Raw genomic sequence first — 19,065 nt, forward strand, 5'->3', positions numbered from 1 at the left:
TGCGCGAGTTGGTGCACATCAGGCCCCGGGCGTACCCCCGCGGACCGGTGGCCGAATTGCCCGAGAGGATTGACACCCATGGCTCAGCGTGTAGTTGTCACGCTCTCCGACGACCTGGACGGCGGCGCCGCCGCGGAAACCGTCCACTTCGGCGTCGACGGGAAGTCGTACGAGATCGACCTGTCCGTGGACAACGCGGAAAAGCTGCGGGAGGCCCTCGCCCCGTTCGTCGCCGCGGGCCGCCGCCAGAGCCGCACCGGAAAGTCCTTCCGCCGCACCGCGCTCACCCCGGACCCGGCCGCCGTCCGCGCCTGGGCCCTGTCCCGCGGGATGGAACTGCCGGCCCGCGGCCGCATCCCCAAGCACGTGTACGAGGCGTTCGCCGAGGCGAACTGACCCCGCCCCTCGGGGGCACCCGCTCCCCCGGTCGCCCTGCCTGCCCAGGCCCAATGGCCTGGACCGAAAGGGTGGGGCGACCACCCCGAACGATGCTGTAGAGTATTCCTCGTCGCCGCAACGGAGAGATCCGAAGAGGCGGCTGGTGCCCCACAAGGCACCGTGCGGACGTGGCTCAGTTGGTAGAGCATCACCTTGCCAAGGTGAGGGTCGCGAGTTCGAATCTCGTCGTCCGCTCGCAGTGCGCGAGCACAGCACAACTCAATAGTTAGACCTGCGGACGTGGCTCAGTTGGTAGAGCATCACCTTGCCAAGGTGAGGGTCGCGAGTTCGAATCTCGTCGTCCGCTCAGGAACGAAGGGCCCCCTCGATCGAGGGGGCCCTTCGGCATTCCCGCCGCGAGCCCCGAGCCTCGAACCTCGAAATGGTCCATGACATTTGTCATCGCCGACCCGTGGATCCGCACCGCGATGTCATGACGGCGCGCACTGCCCGCGCGGCCCGGGCGGCGGAAGGCTTGGGGCATGGAAACAAGCCGGCCCGCCAGCCACCGCGACACCGTGATCGAGGTCACCGACCTGCACCGCCACTACGGCAGCGGTGCCACCGGCTACCACGCCGTCCAGGGCGTCGACCTCGCCGTCGGCCGCGGCGAACTGTTCGCCCTGCTCGGCACCAACGGCGCGGGCAAGACCTCCACCATGGAGCTCATCGAGGGCCTGGCCGCCCCCAGCGGCGGCACCGTCCGGGTGCTGGGCCACGACCCCCACCGGGAGCGCGCCGCCGTCCGCCCGCGGATCGGCATCATGCTCCAGGAGGGCGGCTTCCCCGGCGACCTCACCGCCGCCGAGACCGGCCGCGCCTGGGCCGGGATGACCAGCGGCGCCCGTCCGGTCGAGGAGGCCCTGGAACTGGTCGGCCTCGCCCACCGCCGCACCGTCCGGGTCAAGCAGCTGTCCGGCGGCGAACGGCGCCGGCTCGACCTCGCGATGGCCCTGCTCGGCCGCCCCGAGGTGCTGTTCCTGGACGAGCCCAGCACCGGCCTCGACCCCGAGGCGCGCGCCGCCGTCTGGCGGCTGGTCCGCGAACTGCGCGCCCAGGGCACCACCGTGCTGCTCACCACGCACTACCTGGAGGAGGCCGAGGAGCTCGCCGACCGGCTGGCGATCCTGCACGGCGGCCGGGTCGTCACCACCGGCACCGTCGCCGAGGTGATCGCCGGACGGCCGTCCCGGATCACCTTCGAACTCCCTGAATTCGCCGGGGTCGCGCTGCCCGTCCTGGCCGGCGCCGAGGTCACCGTCGACGGCCGCAAGGTCACCGTGCAGAGCACCGGCCTCCAGGACACCCTCACCGACCTGCTCGGCTGGGCCCGGCACCACGGGATCGCACTGGGCGCCCTGGACGCCCGCAGTGCCTCCCTGGAGGAGGCCTTCCTCGCCATCGCCTCCGAGGCCGCCCACCAGGCCCCGCCGCGCACCGCACCGCCTTCAGGGCCCGCCGCCCCCGCCCGTCCCGCCCGCCGCCGCCTGATCGGATCCGCCCGATGACCACCGCCGCCCCCGCCACCCGCACGGGTGCCCCGAGCACCACCGCCGGCCGTCTGCTCGCCCTCGGCCGCGCCGAGGCCACCCTGCTGCTGCGCAACCGCACCGCCCTGTTCACCGCCGTGGTGTTGCCGGTGGTGCTGATCAGCTCGCTGCGCGGAATCCTCAAGAAGCAGGCCGAGGACAACCCCGGCCTGGACATCGACTCGATGCTGGTCTACGGCTCGGTCGGGATGGTCCTGGCCTTCGTCGTGTACTACAACCTGACCGCCGCTTACGTCGGGCGGCGCGGCGAACTGGTGCTCAAGCGGCTGCGCACCGGGGAGGCCAGGGACCTGGAGATCCTGCTCGGCACCGCCGTCCCCTCGCTCGCCCTCGGCCTGCTGATGGCCGCCCTGATCGGGGTCGGCGGCAGTCTCGGCCTGCACCTGGCGGTGCCGGTCAACCCGCTGCTGATGCTGGTCGGCCTGGTGCTAACGCTGGCCACCATGATCGCCCTGGCCGCGCTGTCCAGCGCCTTCACCAAGACCGTGGAGAGCGCGGGCATCACCACCATGCCCGTCATGCTGGTCATGCAGTTCGGCTCCGGCCTGTTCGTCCCGCTGGAGGTGATGCCCTCGCAGCTGGCCGACGTGTGCCGCCTGCTGCCGACCACCCCGGCCTTCCAGCTGATCCGGGTCGGCTGGTTCGGCACCGACGGCTCGGCCGCTCCGACCGACTTCCTCGGCAGCTGGGGCGCCGCCGCCCCGCACCTGGTCACCGGCACGGTCTGGCTCGGCCTGGCGGTCTGGGGCGCCGTCCGCTACTTCCGCTGGGAACCGCGCCGCTGAGCCCGGCAGAAGGGAATCCGAAGGATCCGCCCCCGTTCCGCCTCTGATATGAAGGCACCAACACGATCGTGATCAGACGGGGGCACTGCGATGGTCCGGGGGCCGATTCGCCGCTGGAAGGGCTACGGCAAGCCGCAACGCGCCGAGCTGTACTTCCGCTGGTCGCTCTACCTGGTGGCATGGTTCATGCTGCCGTTGAACCTGCTGGCCAGCGCCTCCTCGGTGCGGAATACGGGTACGACCCCCGCCGTCCGGGTCGCCCTGGTCCTGTCGCTCGCCTCGGTCCTGGTCACCCTCAGGGCCTACCGCACCTCGCTCGACCGCTACCTAGGGCGGCCCAGCACCTACCGGCGCTGGCTGACCGCCAACGCCCTCCTCACAGTGGCCGGTTCCTGGGCCGTGCTGCTGCTCGGCCCGTCCTCCGACGGGGTGTCGCCCCATCCCGGCCAGCCGTTCACCGTGGTGATCGCCGCCGCCCTGGTGGGCGCGACCGCAGGCCCCGCGGGGGTGGGCCTGGGGTTGCGCTGGGCCTTCCTCGCCGGAGCCGCGCTACCGATCGCGATCGCCCCGGCGATGCTGCTGGCCGGCGTCAGCCCCGCCACCACCTCGGGGTGGGTGTGCGGCGCGGTCATCGGCACGCTCATCCTGATCGGCAGCTGCCGCAGCTTCGCCTGGGTGACCGCCATCGTCTGGGAGCTGGACGCCGCCCGCGAGGCGCAGTCCCGGCTGGCCGTCGCCGAGGAGCGGCTGCGCTTCTCCCGCGACCTGCACGACGTGATGGGCCGCAACCTCACCACCATCGCGCTGAAGAGCGAACTCGCCGTCCAACTCGCCCGGCGCGGACGCCCGGAGGCCGCCGACCAGATGTCCGAGGTGCAGAAGATCGCCCAGGAGTCGCAGCGGGAGGTCCGGGACGTCATCCGCGGCTACCGCACCGCCGACCTGCACGCCGAGGCGATCGGCGCCCGCGCGGTGCTGCGCTCCGCCGACATCGCCTGCGAGATCGACCTCGGCGAGAACGCCAACGGGCTGCCGCTGCCGGTGCAGTCGGTGCTCGGCTGGGTGATCCGCGAGGCCACCACCAACGTGCTCCGGCACAGCGAGGCCGCCCGCTGCCTGATCCGGCTGCGCCAGGAGGACGGCCGGGCGGTGCTGGAGCTGGAGAACGACGGGGTGCCCGAGGTGCCGCTGCCCTCGCAGGGCGGCGGCACCGGGCTGCGCGGCCTGCGCGAGCGGCTGGCCGCCCACAACGGCGAACTGACCGTCCCGACCGCCGCACCCGGCACCTTCCGGATACTCGCCATCGTCCCGCTGCCGGGCTGAGAGAGGCCTCCTGATGACCGAGAACCCCGCGCCCGTCCGCGTCCTGCTCGCCGACGACGAGCACCTGATCCGCGGCGCGCTGGCCGCGCTGCTCTCGCTCGAGGACGACATCGAGGTGGTCGCACAGGCCGGCTCCGGTCCGGAGGCGCTGGCGATGGCGCAGTCGCACCGGCCCGACGTCGCGGTGCTCGACCTGCAGATGCCCGGCAAGGACGGCATCGAGGTGGCCGCCGAGCTGCGCCGGCTGCTGCCGGACTGCCGCTGCATGATCGTCACCGGCCACGGCCGCCCCGGCTACCTGAAGCGGGCGCTGGAGGTCGGGGTACGCGGCTTCCTGCCGAAGACCGTCTCGGCGGCGGACCTGGCCGGCATCATCCGCACCGTACGGTCCGGCGGCCGGTACGTGGACCCGGAGCTGGCGGCGGACGCGATCAGCGCGGGCGAGACCCCGCTGACGGCGCGCGAGACCGACGTCCTGGAGCTGGCCGCCGACGGCACCCCGATCGCCGAGATCGCCGCCCGGGCCGCGCTCTCCCAGGGCACCGTCCGCAACTACCTGTCCTCGGCGGCCACCAAGCTGGGCGCGGAGAACCGGCACGCGGCGGTGCGGATCGCCCGCGAGCACGGCTGGATCTAGGACCTGCCGCGCTCGCGGGCGTCGCCGGGGGCGTTACGCCCAGGTGGTGCCGGTCAGCCGCTCGTACACCTCGATGTACTTGGCACGGGTCTGCTCGACGATCTCGGCGGGCAGCGCCGGCGGCGGCTGCTCGCTGTAGCGGTCCCAGCCGGAGGCCGGGGAGACCAGCCAGTCGCGGATCAGCTGCTTGTCGAAGGACGGCTGCGAGTGCCCCGGCTGCCACTGGTCGGCGGGCCAGTAGCGGGAGGAGTCCGGGGTGAGCACCTCGTCGCCGATCACCAGCTCGCCGTCCAGCAGGCCGAACTCGAACTTGGTGTCGGCCAGGATGATGCCGCGGTCGCGGGCGATGTCCCGGGCGCGGGCGTAGACGTCCAGGGTGGTGCGGCGCAGCTGGGCGGCGAGCTCGGCGCCGATCCGGCGGGCGGTCTCCTCGTAGGGGACGTTCTCGTCGTGCTCGCCGACCTCGGCCTTGAGGGCCGGGGTGTAGATCGGGGCGGGCAGCTCGGAGCTGTTCTCCAGGCCCTCCGGCAGGGCGATGCCGCAGACCGTGCGGTGCTCGTTGTACTCGGTCAGGCCGGAGCCGGCCAGGTAGCCGCGGGCGACCGCCTCGACCGGGACCATCTCCAGGCTCTTGCAGATCAGCGTGCGGCCCTTCCAGTCGGCGGGGGCGCCGGCCGGGACCTCGGTGGAGATCACGTGGTTGGGGACGATGTCGGCGATCCGCTCGAACCACCACAGCGAGAGCTGGGTGAGGACGCGGCCCTTGTCGGGGATCTCGTTCGGCAGCACCCAGTCGTGGGCGGACGTCCGGTCGCTGGCGACCATGACGAGCTCACCCGACTCGGTGCGGTAGAGGTCGCGCACCTTGCCGGTGTGCAGGTGGACCAGGCCGGGCACCTGGACCGGCTCGGGCTTGGTGACAAATCCGCTCAAGGTGTCTCAGTCCTCAGGGGTCGTTCGCGGGCGTGGGGCACTGCGAAAGGGGAGGTCACTGCCCACGCAGTCTTTCACGACCGCCCGGACGACGGTTTTCCGGTGTGGACCTCAGTTCTTGCAGAGCCGGTCCAGCAGGTTGGCGGTGGCCCGCTGGATCCGCTCGTCGGTCAGCCCGGGGCGGCCCAGCGCGGGCGACCAGGCGAAGGTGCCGGCCGCGAAGACGTACGCGCCGCTGGGCGCCCGGTAGAGCGAGGTCTCCTGGTAGCGGGTGCGGCCGGCCAGGTCCTGGTACGGGGAGTGCGCCAGCAGGACCCGCTCGGTGTGCTCGGGCAGCGCCACCTTGGGGTAGTACCGGTCGGCCTCGCCGGCGACCAGGCCGGGCAGCTCGTCGCCCTCCTGCAGGCCGGTGCCGTCCCAGAGCCAGTGCGCGGTGTGCCGGGCCACCAGCGGGACGGGCGCGGCGACCCGGCCCGAGTACTGCACCCCGAGCAGGTGCTGCTCGGGCTCCCCCGCGTCCCGCCACAGCGCGCTGGCGGCGCCGGTGGCGCCCGCGGCCGGGCTGCCGGGCGGGGCCTTCTGCCGCTTGCGGCAGTTGAGCAGCCGGTTGGGCTCGCCGGAGGCGGCGGCGGTCAGCTCGACGCGCCAGTACATGGTGTTGGCGGAGAGGAACACCAGCGAGGTGCCGCCGTCCCGGGCCCGCTCGGCGGCCCGGCGCATCGGCTCGGACCAGTACTCGTCGTGGCCGGGGAAGACCAGCGCCCGGTGCCGGGACGGGTCGACCAGGCCGGCGTGCAGGTCGGTGGCGGTGGCGTAGGAGAGGTCGTAGCCGTAGCGCTCGGCCCAGCGGATGAAGTCGTACGCGTGGCCGACGTGCAGCGGCAGCCCGGCGGTGGCGTGCGGGCGGTCGAAGGAGACGGTGACGGCCGCTTCCGGCTCGCCGACCAGGCCGCCCGTGCCGTCCCAGGCGTGGTAGAGGCTGGCGCCGGTGCGGCCGTCCTCGGGGAAGAGGTTGTACGCCTGCCAGGTCACGTCCGGGAGCACCAGGAGCAGTTCGGCGGTGTGCCCATGGTCCTCGAAGTCCCGGACGGTGAACGGGATGTGGCTGCGGTGCAGCATGTCCGCGGTGGTCAGCACGGCGACGTACGAGCCGGGCTTCCAGTGCGCCGGGACCTGCAGCCGCCAGGAGTGCCACCAGTGGTGGCAGGAGACCGTGCGGTCGACCACCAACGGGGCGGGTTGGGCGAGCCCGGCGATCAGCGGGCTGGAGGTCATGTGGCGGGCGCCGTCGCCGCCGTAGTGGCCGATCCGGTAGACGTCCACGGTGAACTCGCGGGGCGGGTTGACGGTGACCCGGAAGTCCACCGAGCCGCCGGGGCGGATCACTCCGGCCGAGGCGAAGCCCTTGATCTGTTGGTCCACGTCGTTGGAGCTCTGCGGGGTGCCGACCGGCGGCTTGGGCCGGGCGCCGGCGGTCAGCGGCTGCTGGCCGGGCGCGTCCACCGAGACGTACCAGGGGACGGCGCCCTCCGCCCCGGCCAGGTACTGGTCCGGGCTGCGCAGCCAGGGCAGCGGGCCCTGGCCGAAGGGGTCGGAGACGCTGTAGGCATGCGTTCCGGACTCCCAGCGGCGGTTGAGTTCGGTGCCCACGCGCCCCTCCCAGGTGCACTTCTGTGACTCCTCGCTCACCTCCGGGCGCTCCTGGTCCGGTGCCGACGGTCCTCGCTCGCACGCTCGCTGCGCTCGCTCGTCGCTTTCGGCACCGGCGCGCCCTTCGGCCCCCGAGGCCCGGTTGGCACGTGCCCCCCGGATGTGCGTGCGGTCTAATACACCACAGAGTGCCGGCGCTCCGTCACCTTCCGGTGCCAATTGGTGCCGGGAATCTTGCGGTCCGCCCGGAGGGGGCCTCCGGCCTGCGGAGACGACCGGCGGCCGACTCGTCCGGGGGCGCGTGCGGGGGCGTCGAGCGCCGTCCCACCCGTCACAGCCGGACGGGTTTCTCCAGGCGGACGTCGGCGGCGTCCAGCCAGGCCCGCAGCGGGCCGTCCTGGCCCTGTTCGACGGCCTGGGCGACCGGGCCGGCCAGGTCGGTGCGGCGGACCCCGCCGAGCAGCAGCACCGGGCCGTCCAGCCAGTCCAGGCCGGGGACGCCGCCGGCGGTGTCCACGGCCGCGCAGCAGACCATCGCGGTGACGTGGTCGACCAGCAGGTCGCGGCCGGAGCGGTCGGGTTCGAGCAGCGGGGCCGGGGCGGTGGTGCGGTCCGGCCGGGCGGCGAGCGCCGCGGCCAGCCGCTCGCCGTCGCCCTCGGCGAGCCGGACCAGCAGCCGGGTGAGGGTCGGGGAGCCGGGGCGGGACTGCGGGGCGGGCCGGTCCAGGGCGGCCTGCAGGCCGGCGGCGCCCGCCCGCCAGCCGGCGTCCACCACCTCGGCCGGGTAGTCGGCCCACTCCAGCTCGTGCCAGGCGCCGGCCGCCGGGCGGCCGAAGAACAGCTCGGCGGCGAGCCGGGAGACCGCCCGGTCGACGGTGCCGGGCTCCTCCAGCAGGTCGCAGGCGGGGCGGTCGCCGAGCCGACTGCCGTAGCCGTCGGCCAGCCGGTCGCGGCGGGACAGCTCGGTGAGGGCGGCGACCACGCCGGCGTTGAGGTGGGCGGGGTGGCGGCCGAGCCGCCAGGCGGGCAGCGCGACCCGGGTGAGCAGCCGGTCCCAGCCGGCGTAGGCGAGGCCGACCTGCTCCTGGGCGGCGATCCGCAGACCGTAGTCGACCGTCCTGGCCTGCTCGGAGGCCCAGCTCGCGACGGAGCGCTCCAGTTCGGCGGAGTGGCCGCGGCAGGCGCCGAGCAGTCGGCGGGTGATCCGGCGGGTGACCCGGTCGGCGAGTGCGGCCGGGCCGCGCCGGGGCGGCCGGGGCGGGGCGGCCAGGGTGCCGCCGCCGAGGCCGGGGGCCGCGCCCTGGCCGGAGTCCAGGCAGGCGTCCAGGCCGCGCAGGAAGCGGCGGGCGGCGGCGATCTCCGGGTCGGCGGAGGCGGCGGTGCCGGCCACCACGGGGGCCAGCAGGGCGCGCAGCTCGCCGGCCCGCATCCACCAGAGGAAGGGCGAGCCGATGACCAGGACGGGCGCCGCAGGCTCGGCGTGCGGCCGCAGCGGGCCCGGGTGCCGCAGCGGGGGGACGTCCTCCAGCCAGCTGTCGCAGTCCGGGGTGAGGGCGATCGCGGAGGGCGCGGGGACGTCCAGCCGGTCGGCGAGTTCGTTGATCAGCCGGTACAGCTCGGGAGCCTCGGCGCGGTCCAGCGGGACGGCGGGGGTCCGGGGCGGCTCGGCCCGGCGCAGGGCGCGGGCGGTCAACCCGGCGACCAGCAGGGTCAGCGCGGCGACCGCGCAGACCGTCCAGCGGGCGGCGTCCCAGCCGGTCGCGTCGGCGGCGCCGGGCGCGCCGATCCGGCCGGTGAACCGGCCCGCGAGCAGGACCACCGCCACGGCGGTGGGCAGGACGGCGGAGGCCAGGGCGAGGCCTCGGACCCGCAGGACCGCCTGGGCGTGATGGCGCGCGGTGTCGATAGCGGCCATACGGTGCGGCACCCCCTTCGGAGCCCTCGGGTGCCCGGCTACGGGCCCTGAGCCGACTCGAACGATCAGTTCCGACCGGGAAGCGGAGGCGTCCGATCCCGGTAGTGCATGCTGCGTGGCGCTACTGACATTTTCGACGCCCGGTCCGGGTGGTCGTTCCGGATCGCCCCGGTTTCCACTCGTCCCGGTGACGTCGCCCGAATTCCGGACGCCCGCCACCGGTCCGGTGCGAAGCACCCGGCGACCGCCCGGCCGGACGCCGTCCAGCATCCCCCCGCGGGAGCGCCGCTACCCGGCGGCGCCCCCGGCGCGCGGGCCCCGTGCGCTGCGATCCAGCGCACCATAAGGCCGGGCAGCCGGTTACGTCAGCTGGATGCGGTTGCTGTCACCCGATGGGCTGGAATCCGTCGACCGAACGGTGTGTCCGCCCCTGGAATCACTCCCGTCCCGAAACGCCGGAGGCGCTGCGCCCATGGGGTTGATTCCCACGGTCCGCAGCGCCTCCCTCGAAACACCCCGGGAGCAGCCGAACTTCCCTACGCGGTGGCCGCCTTCAGCGCGATGTCGGTGCGGTGCTGGCCGCCCTTGAGCGAGATCCGGTCCACCGCGGCGTACGCGCGCTCGCGTGCCTCGGCGAGGTCGGCGCCGGTCGCGGTGACCGACAGCACGCGGCCGCCGGCGCTCAGCACCTGCCCGTCCTCGCCCGCCCTGGTCCCGGCGTGCAGCACGAACGCGGTACCGTCCGCCTCGGCCTCGGCCAGGCCCTCGATCGGGTCGCCGGTGCGCGGCGCGGCCGGGTAGCCCTCGGAGGCGACGACCACGGTGACGGCCGCGCCCTCGTCCCAGCGCAGCGGCTCCAGCTGGTCCAGGGTGCCGGTGGCGGAGGCCAGCAGCACGGCGGCCAGCGGGGTGCGCAGCCGGGCCAGTACGACCTGGGTCTCCGGGTCGCCGAAGCGGGCGTTGAACTCGATCACCCGGGTGCCGCGGGAGGTGAGCGCCAGGCCCGCGTAGAGCAGGCCGGAGAACTCGGTACCGCGGCGGCGCAGCTCGTCCACGGTCGGCTGCAGGACGCTCTCCAGGACCTCCTCGACCAGCCCGGCGGGCGCCCACGGCAGCGGCGAGTAGGCGCCCATGCCGCCGGTGTTGGGGCCCTCGTCGCCGTCCAGCGCCCGCTTGAAGTCCTGCGCGGGCTGCAGCGGGACAACGGTGGTGCCGTCGGTGATCGCGAACAGCGAGACCTCGGGGCCGTCCAGGTACTCCTCGATGACCACGCGCTCGCAGGAGGCGGCGTGCGCCAGTGCGGCCTCGCGGTCGGAGGTGACCACGACGCCCTTGCCGGCGGCCAGCCCGTCGTCCTTGACCACGTACGGGGCGCCGAAGGCGTCCAGCGCCTCGGCGGCCTCCGCGGCGGTGGTGCAGACGTAGGAGCGGGCGGTGGGGACGCCGGCGCCGGCCATCACGTCCTTGGCGAAGGCCTTGGAGCCTTCCAGCTGGGCGGCCGCGCCGGACGGGCCGAACACCGGGATGCCGGCCGCGCGCACGGCGTCGGAGACGCCGGCGACCAGCGGGGCCTCCGGGCCGACGACGACCAGGTCGGCGCCGAGCCGCTCGGCCAGCGCGGTGACCTGTGCGCCGTCGAGCTGGTCGACCGGGTGGACCGTCGCCACCTGTGCGATCCCGGCGTTGCCCGGGGCACAGTGCAGCTCGGTCACGGCGGGATCTTGGGACAGAGAGCGGCACAGGGCGTGTTCGCGGGCGCCGCCGCCGATGACGAGGACCTTCACGCCTGGAAGCGTAGTCGGTGGCCCGTTCCGGCCGCCCTCCGGTCCCGTCGGATCCTCCAGGAGAAGAGCTCCGTACGCCGACGATGCCGGAGGATCCTCCAAGCCCGCGGGGGTCCGGTGGGCGGTGGGTGCGCGAGTCACGACCGCGGGTCACCGGGCCCTCGCTCGGACGGGTGAAATCTCGCCGAGCCCCGCAACCCGCTCACCTCGGGTTCCGATGGCCTAAACCGGTAACGATCAACCGGGAAGCTCCCCCATGGTCAGCCATTTGGCGGTAAGAAGTGCTGTTGGACAACCACCGGCAGACGTCACGTCAGCCGATGCGCCGCCAGTACCCAGCCGCCCGCCCGCCACAGGGAGCCCCACAGGTGAGCCAGCCGGAAATGCAGCCCGAGGAGAGTGCCTGGGGCAAGGAGATCGGCGAGGAGGACCCGCCCGCGACCGCCGTGGTCCAGCCGGCCTCCACCCGCCGTCGGACCGATCTGAGCACCCGCCAGTTCCCGCTCGGGGACTGGGGCGAGCCGGCCGAACGGCTGGAGGAGCTCTACCGCTGGTCCGAGGAGCGGGCGGTCGAGGCGATCGAGTGGTACCGCCGGGACCGGATCTGGAAGCGCCGGTGGGCACGCCTGCTGCGCTTCGGCACGGCCGGCTTCGCGGTGGGCGGGGCGACCGCCCCGCTGGTCGACCTGGCCGGCAGCTTGGCGCACGGCACCGGCTGGGGCTACGTCGGGCTGGCGCTCTCCGCCGCCTGCTACGGCGTCGACCGGGCCTTCGGCCTCACCTCCGGCTGGATGCGGGACGTCTCCACCGCGCAGGCCCTGCAACGCCGCCTGGAGGCGTTCCAGTTCGACTGGGCGTCGGAGTGCGTGCGCGAGGTGCTCGGCCCGACCGAGGGCACCGCGGGCGAGGCCGCCGAGCGCTGCCTGGGCGTACTGCGCCGGTTCTGCGAGGACGTCTCGGACATGATCCGCACCGAGACCTCGGAATGGATGCTGGAGTTCCGCGCCTCGATGACCCAGCTGCCAACCCAGGCCCCCGGGAGCTGGGGCGGGCGCTCCGAGCCGGGGGTCGGCGCCCAGGTGCGGGTGCTGCCGCCGCCGGGCACCAGGCCCACCATGCCGCGCCAGCGGCCGCCGGAGGGGCCGCTGCGGTAGGGCGCCTCGGCGGTCGTTGCGGTGGTCGTAGCGGTGGTCGTAGCGGCCGCCGCCCAGGCCGTGGGCGCTACGCGAAGACGATCATCGAGCCCTGGGTGACGCTCCGGGCCGCCGCCGCGTACAGGCCCGACCAGGCGTGCCGTTCCCGGGCGAAGGGGTGCACGTCGTCGATCGGCGGCCCGAACGGCTGCTCCAGACCGGTCGGGCCGAGCGGCCGGGTCGGGTCCGGCGGGTTGAGCGGGTCGATGCCCAGCGCCGGTGCCACGGCCTGCAGTTCACGCAGCAGTCCGTGGCTGGAGCCGAGCGGGCCACCGGAGGCGAGCAGCGCGTCGTCCACCAGCGGCACCGCGAACTCGATCGGCACGTACGCGCCCGCGTGGTCGAAGTGCCAGACCAGGTGCGACTGTTCGGCGCTGCTCTCGAACATCTCCAGCAGCTGCTCGTAGTCGCCGCCGAGCGCGTCGACCGGGGTGATGTCCAGGCCGGTGAGGCCCAGCAGGTAGGCGCGGCGCAGGAAGTGCAGCGAGTCGTAGTCGAAGGCGGCTATCGGCTCGACCGCGCCGCTGAGGCCCGGGACGAACTCGTAGACCGGCACCTCGGGGAGCCCGTACGAGGTCAACACCGCGTTGTAGAGGGCTAGATCGTCCCGGAACGGGTTGTCGGGGCTGTGGCTCAGCACGTCCACCAGTGGGACGAGCCAGAGGTCGCAAGCCATGGCCGGCAGTTCCTCTCCGGGCGGCGGGGATCGCCCGCGGGGCGGGGCGACGACGGGGGCGGAGTCGGTACTCGGACGGCCCTTTTCGGGGGGCGCCCGGTTCGACGCCCGCTCACCCTACCGGCCCGGGGCGGTGTGCGGGTCGGGCCGTCCCCGCGGAGCCTCGGGGGCCGACGAAGGCAGCCGTCGGCCGAACCGGCCGTACGGCACCGAGCGGGGCTGCGGCACCAGGCCGAGGCCCAGGCCCAGCTCCCGGCCCAGCTCCCGGCCGACCTCGTCACCGCGCAGCGGCCGCTCGCCGCGGGCCCCGCCGGGCTCGGCGGGGCCCGCGGCGGGCCGCGACAGAGGCCCGAACGCGGGCGCGGGCTCCGCGGACGACGACTCGGCCGACGAACCGGCCGACGGCTCGGACGACGACTCGGACAGCGGCTCGGACAGCGGCTCGGACAGCGGCTCGGACGACGACTGGGCCGGGACGGGCGGCGGCTCCGTCCCGGTGGTCTCGGCGAGCAGTCCCAGGACGGTCACCGACTCCAGCGGCTGCCCGGCCAGCTCGGCCAGCAGCCGGGCGGTGTACAGGTTGTACTCGCAGATGATCCGGTGCGCGCCGGCCAGGTCGCCTGCCTCGATCGCCTCGACCAGGTCGGGGTGGCGGTCCCAGCAGACCCCGGCCAGGCTGGGCATCTCCCGCAGGTAGGGGGCGGCGAACATCCAGGACTGCACCCGCAGCCAGTCCAGGTAGTCGGCGATCCGGCGGTTGCCGAGCAGCCCGGCGACCTCCTGCCAGAACCGGCGGTCGCAGCCCACCATCACGTCCAGGTTCCCGGCCCGGGCGGCCCGGACGGCCGCGTCGGCCCGGCGGTGCAGCGAGGGCAGCCGGCTGAGGTCGGGCAGGGACCGGCGGGCGGAGAACTGGCGGTGGAAGCTGTCGGTGAGCAGCACCCGGGACTCGAAGATCTCCAGGAAGTCGTCCCAGCACAGCTCGGGCACCGTGAAGCCGCGGTGGTGCTCGGCGCGCAGCAGTCCCTGCGCGCCGAGGTCGACCAGCGCCTCGCGGGCCGGGGTCGCGGAGACGCCGTACAGCTCGGCGATCTCCTTGACGGTGAAGTTGCGGCCGGCCTCCAGTCGGCCGGCCATCATCTCCTCCCGCAGCGCGCCGGCGATCTGCTCGCGCAGGCTGTTGCGGTGGATGACGGGGCGGGGGGAGTCGCCTGCGCCGTTGCCAGGCATGGGCGCGACCTCCTCGGGCGGGCCAACCGTGCCGGGCCTCGACGGACCGGCGGGAACACGACGAGTGCTCATCTTCTCAAACCCGCCCGGGCCACGTACGAACCAACCCTCCGAAAACGCCGGGAGCCGGGCTCCGCGCAGCGCCGGACCGGGGCCGGCGCTGCGCCGGACCGGGCTGGGCTCAGCGCTGGACCGGCGCCGGGATCCCCAGCAGGCGGTCCCGCAGCACCGGGAACTCCTGGCGCGCCTTGGCCACCTCGGCAGGGTCGAACTCGACCGTCAGTACCTGCTCCTCCGTCCCCGCCTCGGCCAGCACCCGCCCCCACGGATCCACCACGATGCTGTGCCCGGCCTGCTCCACCCCGGCGTGCGTACCCGCCGTGTTGCAGGCCAGCACGAAGGCCTGCTCCTCCACCGCTCGCGCCCGGGCCAGCAGCGTCCAGTGCTCGCGCCGCCGGGCCGGCCAGGCCGCCGGGACCACCAGCAGCTGCGCGCCGGCGTCCAGCAGCGCCCGGAACAGCTCCGGGAAGCGCAGGTCGTAGCAGGTGGCCAGGCCCAGCGTGGCGAAGTCGGTGGGCGCGGTGACGATCTCCTGACCGGCGCCCATCACCACCGCCTCGCCGCTGTCGAAGCCGAAGCGGTGGATCTTGCGGTAGGTGTGCACCAGCTCGCCGTCCGGGGCGAAGAGCATCGAGGTGTTGTAGATCGGCCCGTCCGGATCGCGTTCGACGATCGAACCGGCGTGCAGCCAGACCCCGGCGGCCCGGGCGGCGGCCGCCATCGCGTCGGAGGTGGGCCCGTCCAGGCTCTCCGCGCCGTCCGACCAGAGGTCGTACGCGAAACCACCGAGCGGCCACAACTCCGGCAGGACCACCAGGTCGGCGCCCTGCTGCGCCCGTACCAGCGCCGCGGCCCTGGCCCGCCGCTCGGCGGGCGGCTCCGTGTCGGAGACCGCGAGTTGGATCAATGAAGCGCGCACAGTACCACCGTCCACGGCAAGAGACCTACGATCGTCACCCGAAAGCGCTGCCCAGCTGTCTCCCGGCAGCGTAACGTGCGGTTAGCGTGTGCGCCCGGAAGCCGGACCATCCCGACCGGCGGTGACGGCGGGGCACAGACGGCAAGGAAGCTGACGGAGGGCCGGAGATTCCCGTGACGGACAACCAGACGGTGCAGGCTTACACCGAGGCGTGGACCCAGAGCATCGAGTCCATATCGGAGCTGGTCGCCCCCCTTCCCGAGGGATCCTGGAACCGGGCCACCGAGTGCCCCGGCTGGTCCGTCCGGGACGTCGTCTCGCACGTCATCGCGGTCGAGTCCGAGCTGCTCGGCGACCCGCGCCCGATCCACTCGCTGCCGCGTGACCTCCGTCACGTGACCACCGAGTTCTCCCGCTACGTCGAACTGCCCGTCGACAAGCGCCGCTGCCACACCGCGCTGGAGATGACCGGCGAGCTGGAGTACACGATCATCCGCCGCTCCCGGGCGCTGCGGAACGCCAAGCAGACGCCCGACGAGCCGGTGCGCTGGCCGGCCGGACCGCTCGCCAGGGAGGTCCCGTACCACGAGCTGCTGCGGATGCGGGCCTTCGACGTCTGGGTGCACGAGCAGGACCTGCGCCGGGCCCTGGACGCCCCCGGCAACCTGGACGCCCCGGCCGCCCTGATCGCCCGGGACCTGCTGCTGGAGCTGCTGCCCAAGGCCGTCGCCAACAAGGCCGGCGTCCCGGCCGGGACGGCCCTGGTGCTGGACGTCACCGGCCCGGTGGAGTTCCTGCGCACCGTCCGGGTGGACGCCACCGGCCACTGCACCGTGGACGAGTCGATCAGTCTGGCCCCCGACGTCCAGCTCGCCATGGACTGGGAGACGTACCTGCGGCTCGCCTGCGGCCGCGGTCGGCCCGGGCCGGTCTCCGTCGAGGGTGACAAGGAGCTGGCCGAGCGGGTGCTGGCGAACTTCTCGGTCACCATCTGACGCCCGCGCCGCGAGAGGCCCGGGGCCGCGGTTCGGCCCCGGGCCGGTCAACCCCGGGCCGGTCAGCCCTGGGCCAGGTCAGCCCTGGGCCGGTTCGGCCCCGGCCGGTTCAGCCGTGGGCCGCGACCTTCCGGCGCAGCCGCAGGATCATCGCCGTGCCCACCGCCAACGGGACGTACTGCCAGCAGAACGCCCAGCGGAAGGCGGTGGCCGAGTACGCCCCGGCGCCGTCCGGGGAGAGCGCGTCCAGCAGCACGCCGATGCCGAACAGCGTGATCATCGTGCCGATGAAGCCGCCCATGTTGACGATCCCGGAGGCGGTGCCGAGCCGCTCCGAGGGGTTGCGTGAGCGCGCGTAGTCCAGGCCGACCAGCGAGGCCGGGCCGTTGCTGCCCATCACCAGGATGATTCCGACCAGCAGCCAGGTCGGCGGGTGACCGCCGGGCCAGGCCAGCACCAGCGCCCAGCCGAGCGCGGTGGCGGTGATGGTGGTGAGCACGATCGGCATCCGGGTGCGCGCCGAGGCGGAGAGCAGCCGCCCGAAGACGAAGCCGCAGGTCATGTTGGAGAGCACCAGCAGGGTCAGCAGCCCGCCGGCTCCGGCCCGGGACATGCCCTGTGCCTCGACCAGGTAGGGCAGGCCCCAGAGCAGGCCGAAGGCGTTGCCGGGGAACTGGGTGGTGAAGTGCACCCACAGGCCCAGCCGGGTGCCCGGCTCCCGCCAGCAGTCCAGCACCTGCCGACGCAGGCCCGGCCGGGTCCGCTGGTCCACCGGACGGTCCACCGATCGGTCCAGGGGCTGTACGGGGGCGGCCGGAGCCTCCTGGAGGAAGAGCGCGACCAGCGCGAACACCGCCACACCGAGCAGCGCGATCGCAGCGAAGGTGGGCGTCCAGCCCTCGCTGTGCAGCGCCTGGGCCAGCACCACGGTGGTGACCAGGTTGCCGCCCATCCCGGCCAGACCGGTCAGCTGGGCCACGAACGGGTTCCGGGCCGGCGGGAACCAGCGGGCGGCGATCCGCAGCACGCTGATGAAGGTCATCGCGTCGCCGCAGCCGAGCACCGCCCGGGAGGCCAGCGCAGGGGCGAAGGAGGAGCTGAACGCGAAGGCCAGCTGGCCGGTGCTCAGCAGCAGCACGCCGAGCAGCAGCACCCGGCGCGGCCCGAACCGGTCGACCAGCAGGCCGACCGGGATCTGCATGGCCGCGTATACCAGGACCTGGAGGATCGAGAAGGTGGAGAGCGCCGAGGCGCCGATGCCGAAGCGGTCGGCGGCGTCCAGCCCTGCCACGCCGAGGCTGGTGCGGTGGATGACGGCCAGGACGTAGACGCTGACGCCCACGGACCAGGCCAGCCAGGCCGCACGGCCACCGGGCGGCGCGGGCGCGGAGACAGCCACGGAGACGGGGACGGGCGCGGGGAGGGGAGCGGAGGCGGACAGGGGCGCTGCTGAAGGGGCGGGCTCCACGGTCATAGTGCGACCCAGATTAGTCATCCCATGATGGGAGGCCCAGGGCGGGGTTCGGTCGTCCGGGCGCGAACCCGCGCCCCCTCGGACCCGTGGATCCGCCGGTGCGCCACCCCGGCCTCAGCCGGTCGGCGGCCTCAACCGGGCAGCATCCTCAGCCGGTCAGCGGCCTCAACCGGGCAGCATCCTCAGCCGGTCAGCGTCCAGGACACCGACCGGGTCATGAAGCGGTCCCGGAAGGCCTCGTCCCGCACCCAGTCGGTGGTGTCCCGGACGGTGGCCGTCACGGTGGCCGTCCGGCCCGGGGCCAGGTCCAGCCGCGCGGTGTCCAGCCAGGAGCCGTCGGCGGACTGCGACGCCACCGGGACGCCGTCCACCTTCCACTCCACCTTCAGCTGCCGCGGTCCGGTCAGCGGCAGCGGCCGGACGTCGAGCCGGGGCCGCCCGGTCACCTCGCCGGGCGGCGGCAGCGGGGCGTCGGTCGGGCGGATCTTGCGGTACAGCTCCTCGATGATCGCCTCGCGCGAGGGCAGGTTGTAGGTGCTGCCCAGGGTGCGCATGACCGAGTCCGGGGTCGGCCGGTAGAGGCCGTTGCCGCTGCGGTACGCCCCGACGGTCCCGGCGCCGTCCGGGGACACGGCGCCCAGCCAGCGCCACCACTTGGTCTGCTTCTTGCGCATGTCGTCGGCGTTGAGGGTGGAGAGGTTCGGGTAGTCGGCATCGTCGGGGGCGCTGTCGTACTCGTCGCCGAGGTCCCCCACGGTGTGCCCGATCTCGTGCTGGATGATCCGTCCGGCATCCTGGCTGCCGCCCGCCAGGGTGGTCACCCCGGTGCCGCCGGCGCCGCCGTACTCCGTGGAGTTGGCCAGCGCGATCAGGTACTGCGGCCCGGCGCCGTCCCCCGCGTACCGGGCGGTGGCGGCCTCGTCGGCGCAGAGCAGCCGGGCGGTGCCCTCGCACCAGAAGTGCATGCCGAGCGGGGTGGCCGGGTTGCGGCCTCGGCTCTCGGTCTCGGCTATCCCGGAGACCGGGGAGACCACCTCGACCCGCCTTATGTTGAAGAAGCCCTGGTAGGTGCGGAAGGGCTCGATGTCCATCAGTGCGTGCCAGGCCTTGTCGGCCTGTTGCCGGAACACGTCCTGCTCGCCCGCCGTGTAGCCGTCGCCGAGCAGGACCAGGGTGATCCGGTTGGCCGGGTCCCCGGTGCGGCGTATGTCGACGGTCGGGGCGGCCGCGGGTATCCGCTGGTCGGCGCGGAGGGCGGTGTGCGGTGGCACCGCCCGGTCGGCCGGGACTCCCGGCCCGATCACGCCGAACGGCGAGGGGCCGGCCAGCTCCAGGGCGGCGGGGAGCAGGGCGGTGGACACCAGCACGAGCGCGGCCAGACTCCGGACGAGACGGCCAGGGTTGCCAGGCGGCATACGGGTGCGTCCTCGGGGCTCCGGTCACCCGGCGTCGCCCGGGTGGTGGAGCGGAGACGTACCCGGACCGGCGTGTCGCCCCCACCGG

The 19,065-nt window shown here is 74.0% G+C and carries 16 protein-coding genes and 2 tRNA genes; 9 read left to right on the forward strand and 9 right to left on the reverse strand.

Features of this window, described 5'->3' with window-relative positions:
• Positions 1-78: 78 nt before the first annotated feature.
• The 7 genes from ACZ52J_RS02995 to ACZ52J_RS03025 all read left to right on the forward strand — a co-directional run bounded on the left by ACZ52J_RS02995 (position 79) and on the right by ACZ52J_RS03025 (position 4,733).
• Complete coding sequence (locus ACZ52J_RS02995) at positions 79-396, forward strand: histone-like nucleoid-structuring protein Lsr2 (RefSeq protein WP_030056585.1); 318 nt, start codon at positions 79-81, stop codon at positions 394-396.
• A 164-nt stretch (positions 397-560) separates the two neighbouring features.
• Positions 561-633 (forward strand) — tRNA-Gly (locus tag ACZ52J_RS03000).
• 39 nt (positions 634-672) lie between these two features.
• Positions 673-745, forward strand: a tRNA-Gly gene (locus tag ACZ52J_RS03005).
• Positions 746-920: 175 nt separating this feature from the next.
• Complete coding sequence (locus tag ACZ52J_RS03010; protein ID WP_465615356.1) at positions 921-1,946, forward strand: ABC transporter ATP-binding protein; 1,026 nt, start codon at positions 921-923, stop codon at positions 1,944-1,946.
• Positions 1,943-2,773, forward strand: coding sequence for an ABC transporter permease (locus tag ACZ52J_RS03015; RefSeq protein ID WP_465615358.1), 831 nt, complete (start codon positions 1,943-1,945; stop codon positions 2,771-2,773). The genes ACZ52J_RS03010 and ACZ52J_RS03015 overlap by 4 nt, the downstream gene beginning before the upstream one ends.
• A gap of 90 nt (positions 2,774-2,863) precedes the next feature.
• Complete coding sequence (locus ACZ52J_RS03020; RefSeq protein WP_465615360.1) at positions 2,864-4,096, forward strand: sensor histidine kinase; 1,233 nt, start codon at positions 2,864-2,866, stop codon at positions 4,094-4,096.
• Positions 4,097-4,109: 13 nt separating this feature from the next.
• Entirely contained in the window at positions 4,110-4,733 is a 624-nt protein-coding gene (locus tag ACZ52J_RS03025) for a response regulator (protein ID WP_465615362.1), read from the forward strand.
• A gap of 33 nt (positions 4,734-4,766) precedes the next feature.
• Here the strand turns inward: ACZ52J_RS03025 and ACZ52J_RS03030 are convergent, their stop codons facing one another.
• The 4 genes from ACZ52J_RS03030 to purD all read right to left on the reverse strand — a co-directional run bounded on the left by ACZ52J_RS03030 (position 4,767) and on the right by purD (position 11,015).
• Positions 4,767-5,666 (reverse strand): phosphoribosylaminoimidazolesuccinocarboxamide synthase, encoded by a 900-nt coding sequence (locus ACZ52J_RS03030; protein ID WP_360502388.1) that lies wholly within the window; start codon positions 5,664-5,666, stop codon positions 4,767-4,769.
• Between the two features lie 111 nt (positions 5,667-5,777).
• Complete coding sequence (locus tag ACZ52J_RS03035; RefSeq protein WP_360502551.1) at positions 5,778-7,316, reverse strand: N,N-dimethylformamidase beta subunit family domain-containing protein; 1,539 nt, start codon at positions 7,314-7,316, stop codon at positions 5,778-5,780.
• A 331-nt stretch (positions 7,317-7,647) separates the two neighbouring features.
• Positions 7,648-9,231: a hypothetical protein gene (locus tag ACZ52J_RS03040; RefSeq protein ID WP_360502391.1), complete on the reverse strand. Its 1,584-nt coding sequence runs from the start codon at positions 9,229-9,231 to the stop codon at positions 7,648-7,650.
• Between the two features lie 536 nt (positions 9,232-9,767).
• Positions 9,768-11,015 (reverse strand): phosphoribosylamine--glycine ligase, encoded by a 1,248-nt coding sequence (gene purD, locus ACZ52J_RS03045; RefSeq protein WP_360502394.1) that lies wholly within the window; start codon positions 11,013-11,015, stop codon positions 9,768-9,770.
• A gap of 368 nt (positions 11,016-11,383) precedes the next feature.
• Here purD and ACZ52J_RS03050 point away from each other — a divergent pair, with 368 nt between their 5' ends.
• On the forward strand, positions 11,384-12,169 hold the full coding sequence (locus ACZ52J_RS03050) for an SLATT domain-containing protein (RefSeq protein ID WP_465615365.1): 786 nt from the start codon (positions 11,384-11,386) through the stop codon (positions 12,167-12,169).
• Positions 12,170-12,236: 67 nt separating this feature from the next.
• Here the strand turns inward: ACZ52J_RS03050 and ACZ52J_RS03055 are convergent, their stop codons facing one another.
• The 3 genes from ACZ52J_RS03055 to ACZ52J_RS03065 form a co-directional block, all read right to left on the reverse strand.
• The gene (locus tag ACZ52J_RS03055) at positions 12,237-12,884 is read right to left on the reverse strand and encodes a hypothetical protein (RefSeq protein ID WP_360502397.1); all 648 of its coding nucleotides are present in this window, start codon (positions 12,882-12,884) and stop codon (positions 12,237-12,239) included.
• Positions 12,885-13,001: 117 nt separating this feature from the next.
• Positions 13,002-14,114 (reverse strand): GntR family transcriptional regulator, encoded by a 1,113-nt coding sequence (locus ACZ52J_RS03060; protein ID WP_465615367.1) that lies wholly within the window; start codon positions 14,112-14,114, stop codon positions 13,002-13,004.
• A gap of 181 nt (positions 14,115-14,295) precedes the next feature.
• Positions 14,296-15,093 (reverse strand): carbon-nitrogen family hydrolase, encoded by a 798-nt coding sequence (locus tag ACZ52J_RS03065; RefSeq protein WP_465615369.1) that lies wholly within the window; start codon positions 15,091-15,093, stop codon positions 14,296-14,298.
• A gap of 173 nt (positions 15,094-15,266) precedes the next feature.
• On the opposite strand from ACZ52J_RS03065, the gene ACZ52J_RS03070 reads away from it, so the two are divergent.
• Positions 15,267-16,088 (forward strand): maleylpyruvate isomerase family mycothiol-dependent enzyme, encoded by an 822-nt coding sequence (locus tag ACZ52J_RS03070; protein WP_360502404.1) that lies wholly within the window; start codon positions 15,267-15,269, stop codon positions 16,086-16,088.
• Between the two features lie 109 nt (positions 16,089-16,197).
• On the opposite strand, the gene ACZ52J_RS03075 is transcribed toward ACZ52J_RS03070, so the two are convergent.
• Both ACZ52J_RS03075 and ACZ52J_RS03080 read right to left on the reverse strand, forming a co-directional pair.
• Entirely contained in the window at positions 16,198-17,583 is a 1,386-nt protein-coding gene (locus ACZ52J_RS03075; protein WP_465615372.1) for an MFS transporter, read from the reverse strand.
• 161 nt (positions 17,584-17,744) lie between these two features.
• Positions 17,745-18,977 (reverse strand): M64 family metallopeptidase, encoded by a 1,233-nt coding sequence (locus tag ACZ52J_RS03080; protein ID WP_465615374.1) that lies wholly within the window; start codon positions 18,975-18,977, stop codon positions 17,745-17,747.
• Between the last annotated feature and the right edge of the window lie 88 nt (positions 18,978-19,065).

This window comes from Kitasatospora sp. NPDC034035 (assembly GCF_055575755.1).

Bases quoted from the DNA above. Each gene is read 5' to 3' on its own strand.
- ACZ52J_RS02995 (WP_030056585.1), top strand. From the start codon at position 79: ATGGCTCAGCGTGTAGTTGTCACGCTCTCCGACGACCTGGACGGCGGC.
- ACZ52J_RS03080 (WP_465615374.1), bottom strand. From the start codon at position 18,977: ATGCCGCCTGGCAACCCTGGCCGTCTCGTCCGGAGTCTGGCCGCGCTC.
- ACZ52J_RS03015 (WP_465615358.1), top strand. From the start codon at position 1,943: ATGACCACCGCCGCCCCCGCCACCCGCACGGGTGCCCCGAGCACCACC.
- ACZ52J_RS03020 (WP_465615360.1), top strand. From the start codon at position 2,864: ATGGTCCGGGGGCCGATTCGCCGCTGGAAGGGCTACGGCAAGCCGCAA.
- ACZ52J_RS03060 (WP_465615367.1), bottom strand. From the start codon at position 14,114: ATGCCTGGCAACGGCGCAGGCGACTCCCCCCGCCCCGTCATCCACCGC.
- ACZ52J_RS03040 (WP_360502391.1), bottom strand. From the start codon at position 9,231: ATGGCCGCTATCGACACCGCGCGCCATCACGCCCAGGCGGTCCTGCGG.
- ACZ52J_RS03025 (WP_465615362.1), top strand. From the start codon at position 4,110: ATGACCGAGAACCCCGCGCCCGTCCGCGTCCTGCTCGCCGACGACGAG.
- ACZ52J_RS03075 (WP_465615372.1), bottom strand. From the start codon at position 17,583: ATGACTAATCTGGGTCGCACTATGACCGTGGAGCCCGCCCCTTCAGCA.
- ACZ52J_RS03010 (WP_465615356.1), top strand. From the start codon at position 921: ATGGAAACAAGCCGGCCCGCCAGCCACCGCGACACCGTGATCGAGGTC.
- ACZ52J_RS03055 (WP_360502397.1), bottom strand. From the start codon at position 12,884: ATGGCTTGCGACCTCTGGCTCGTCCCACTGGTGGACGTGCTGAGCCAC.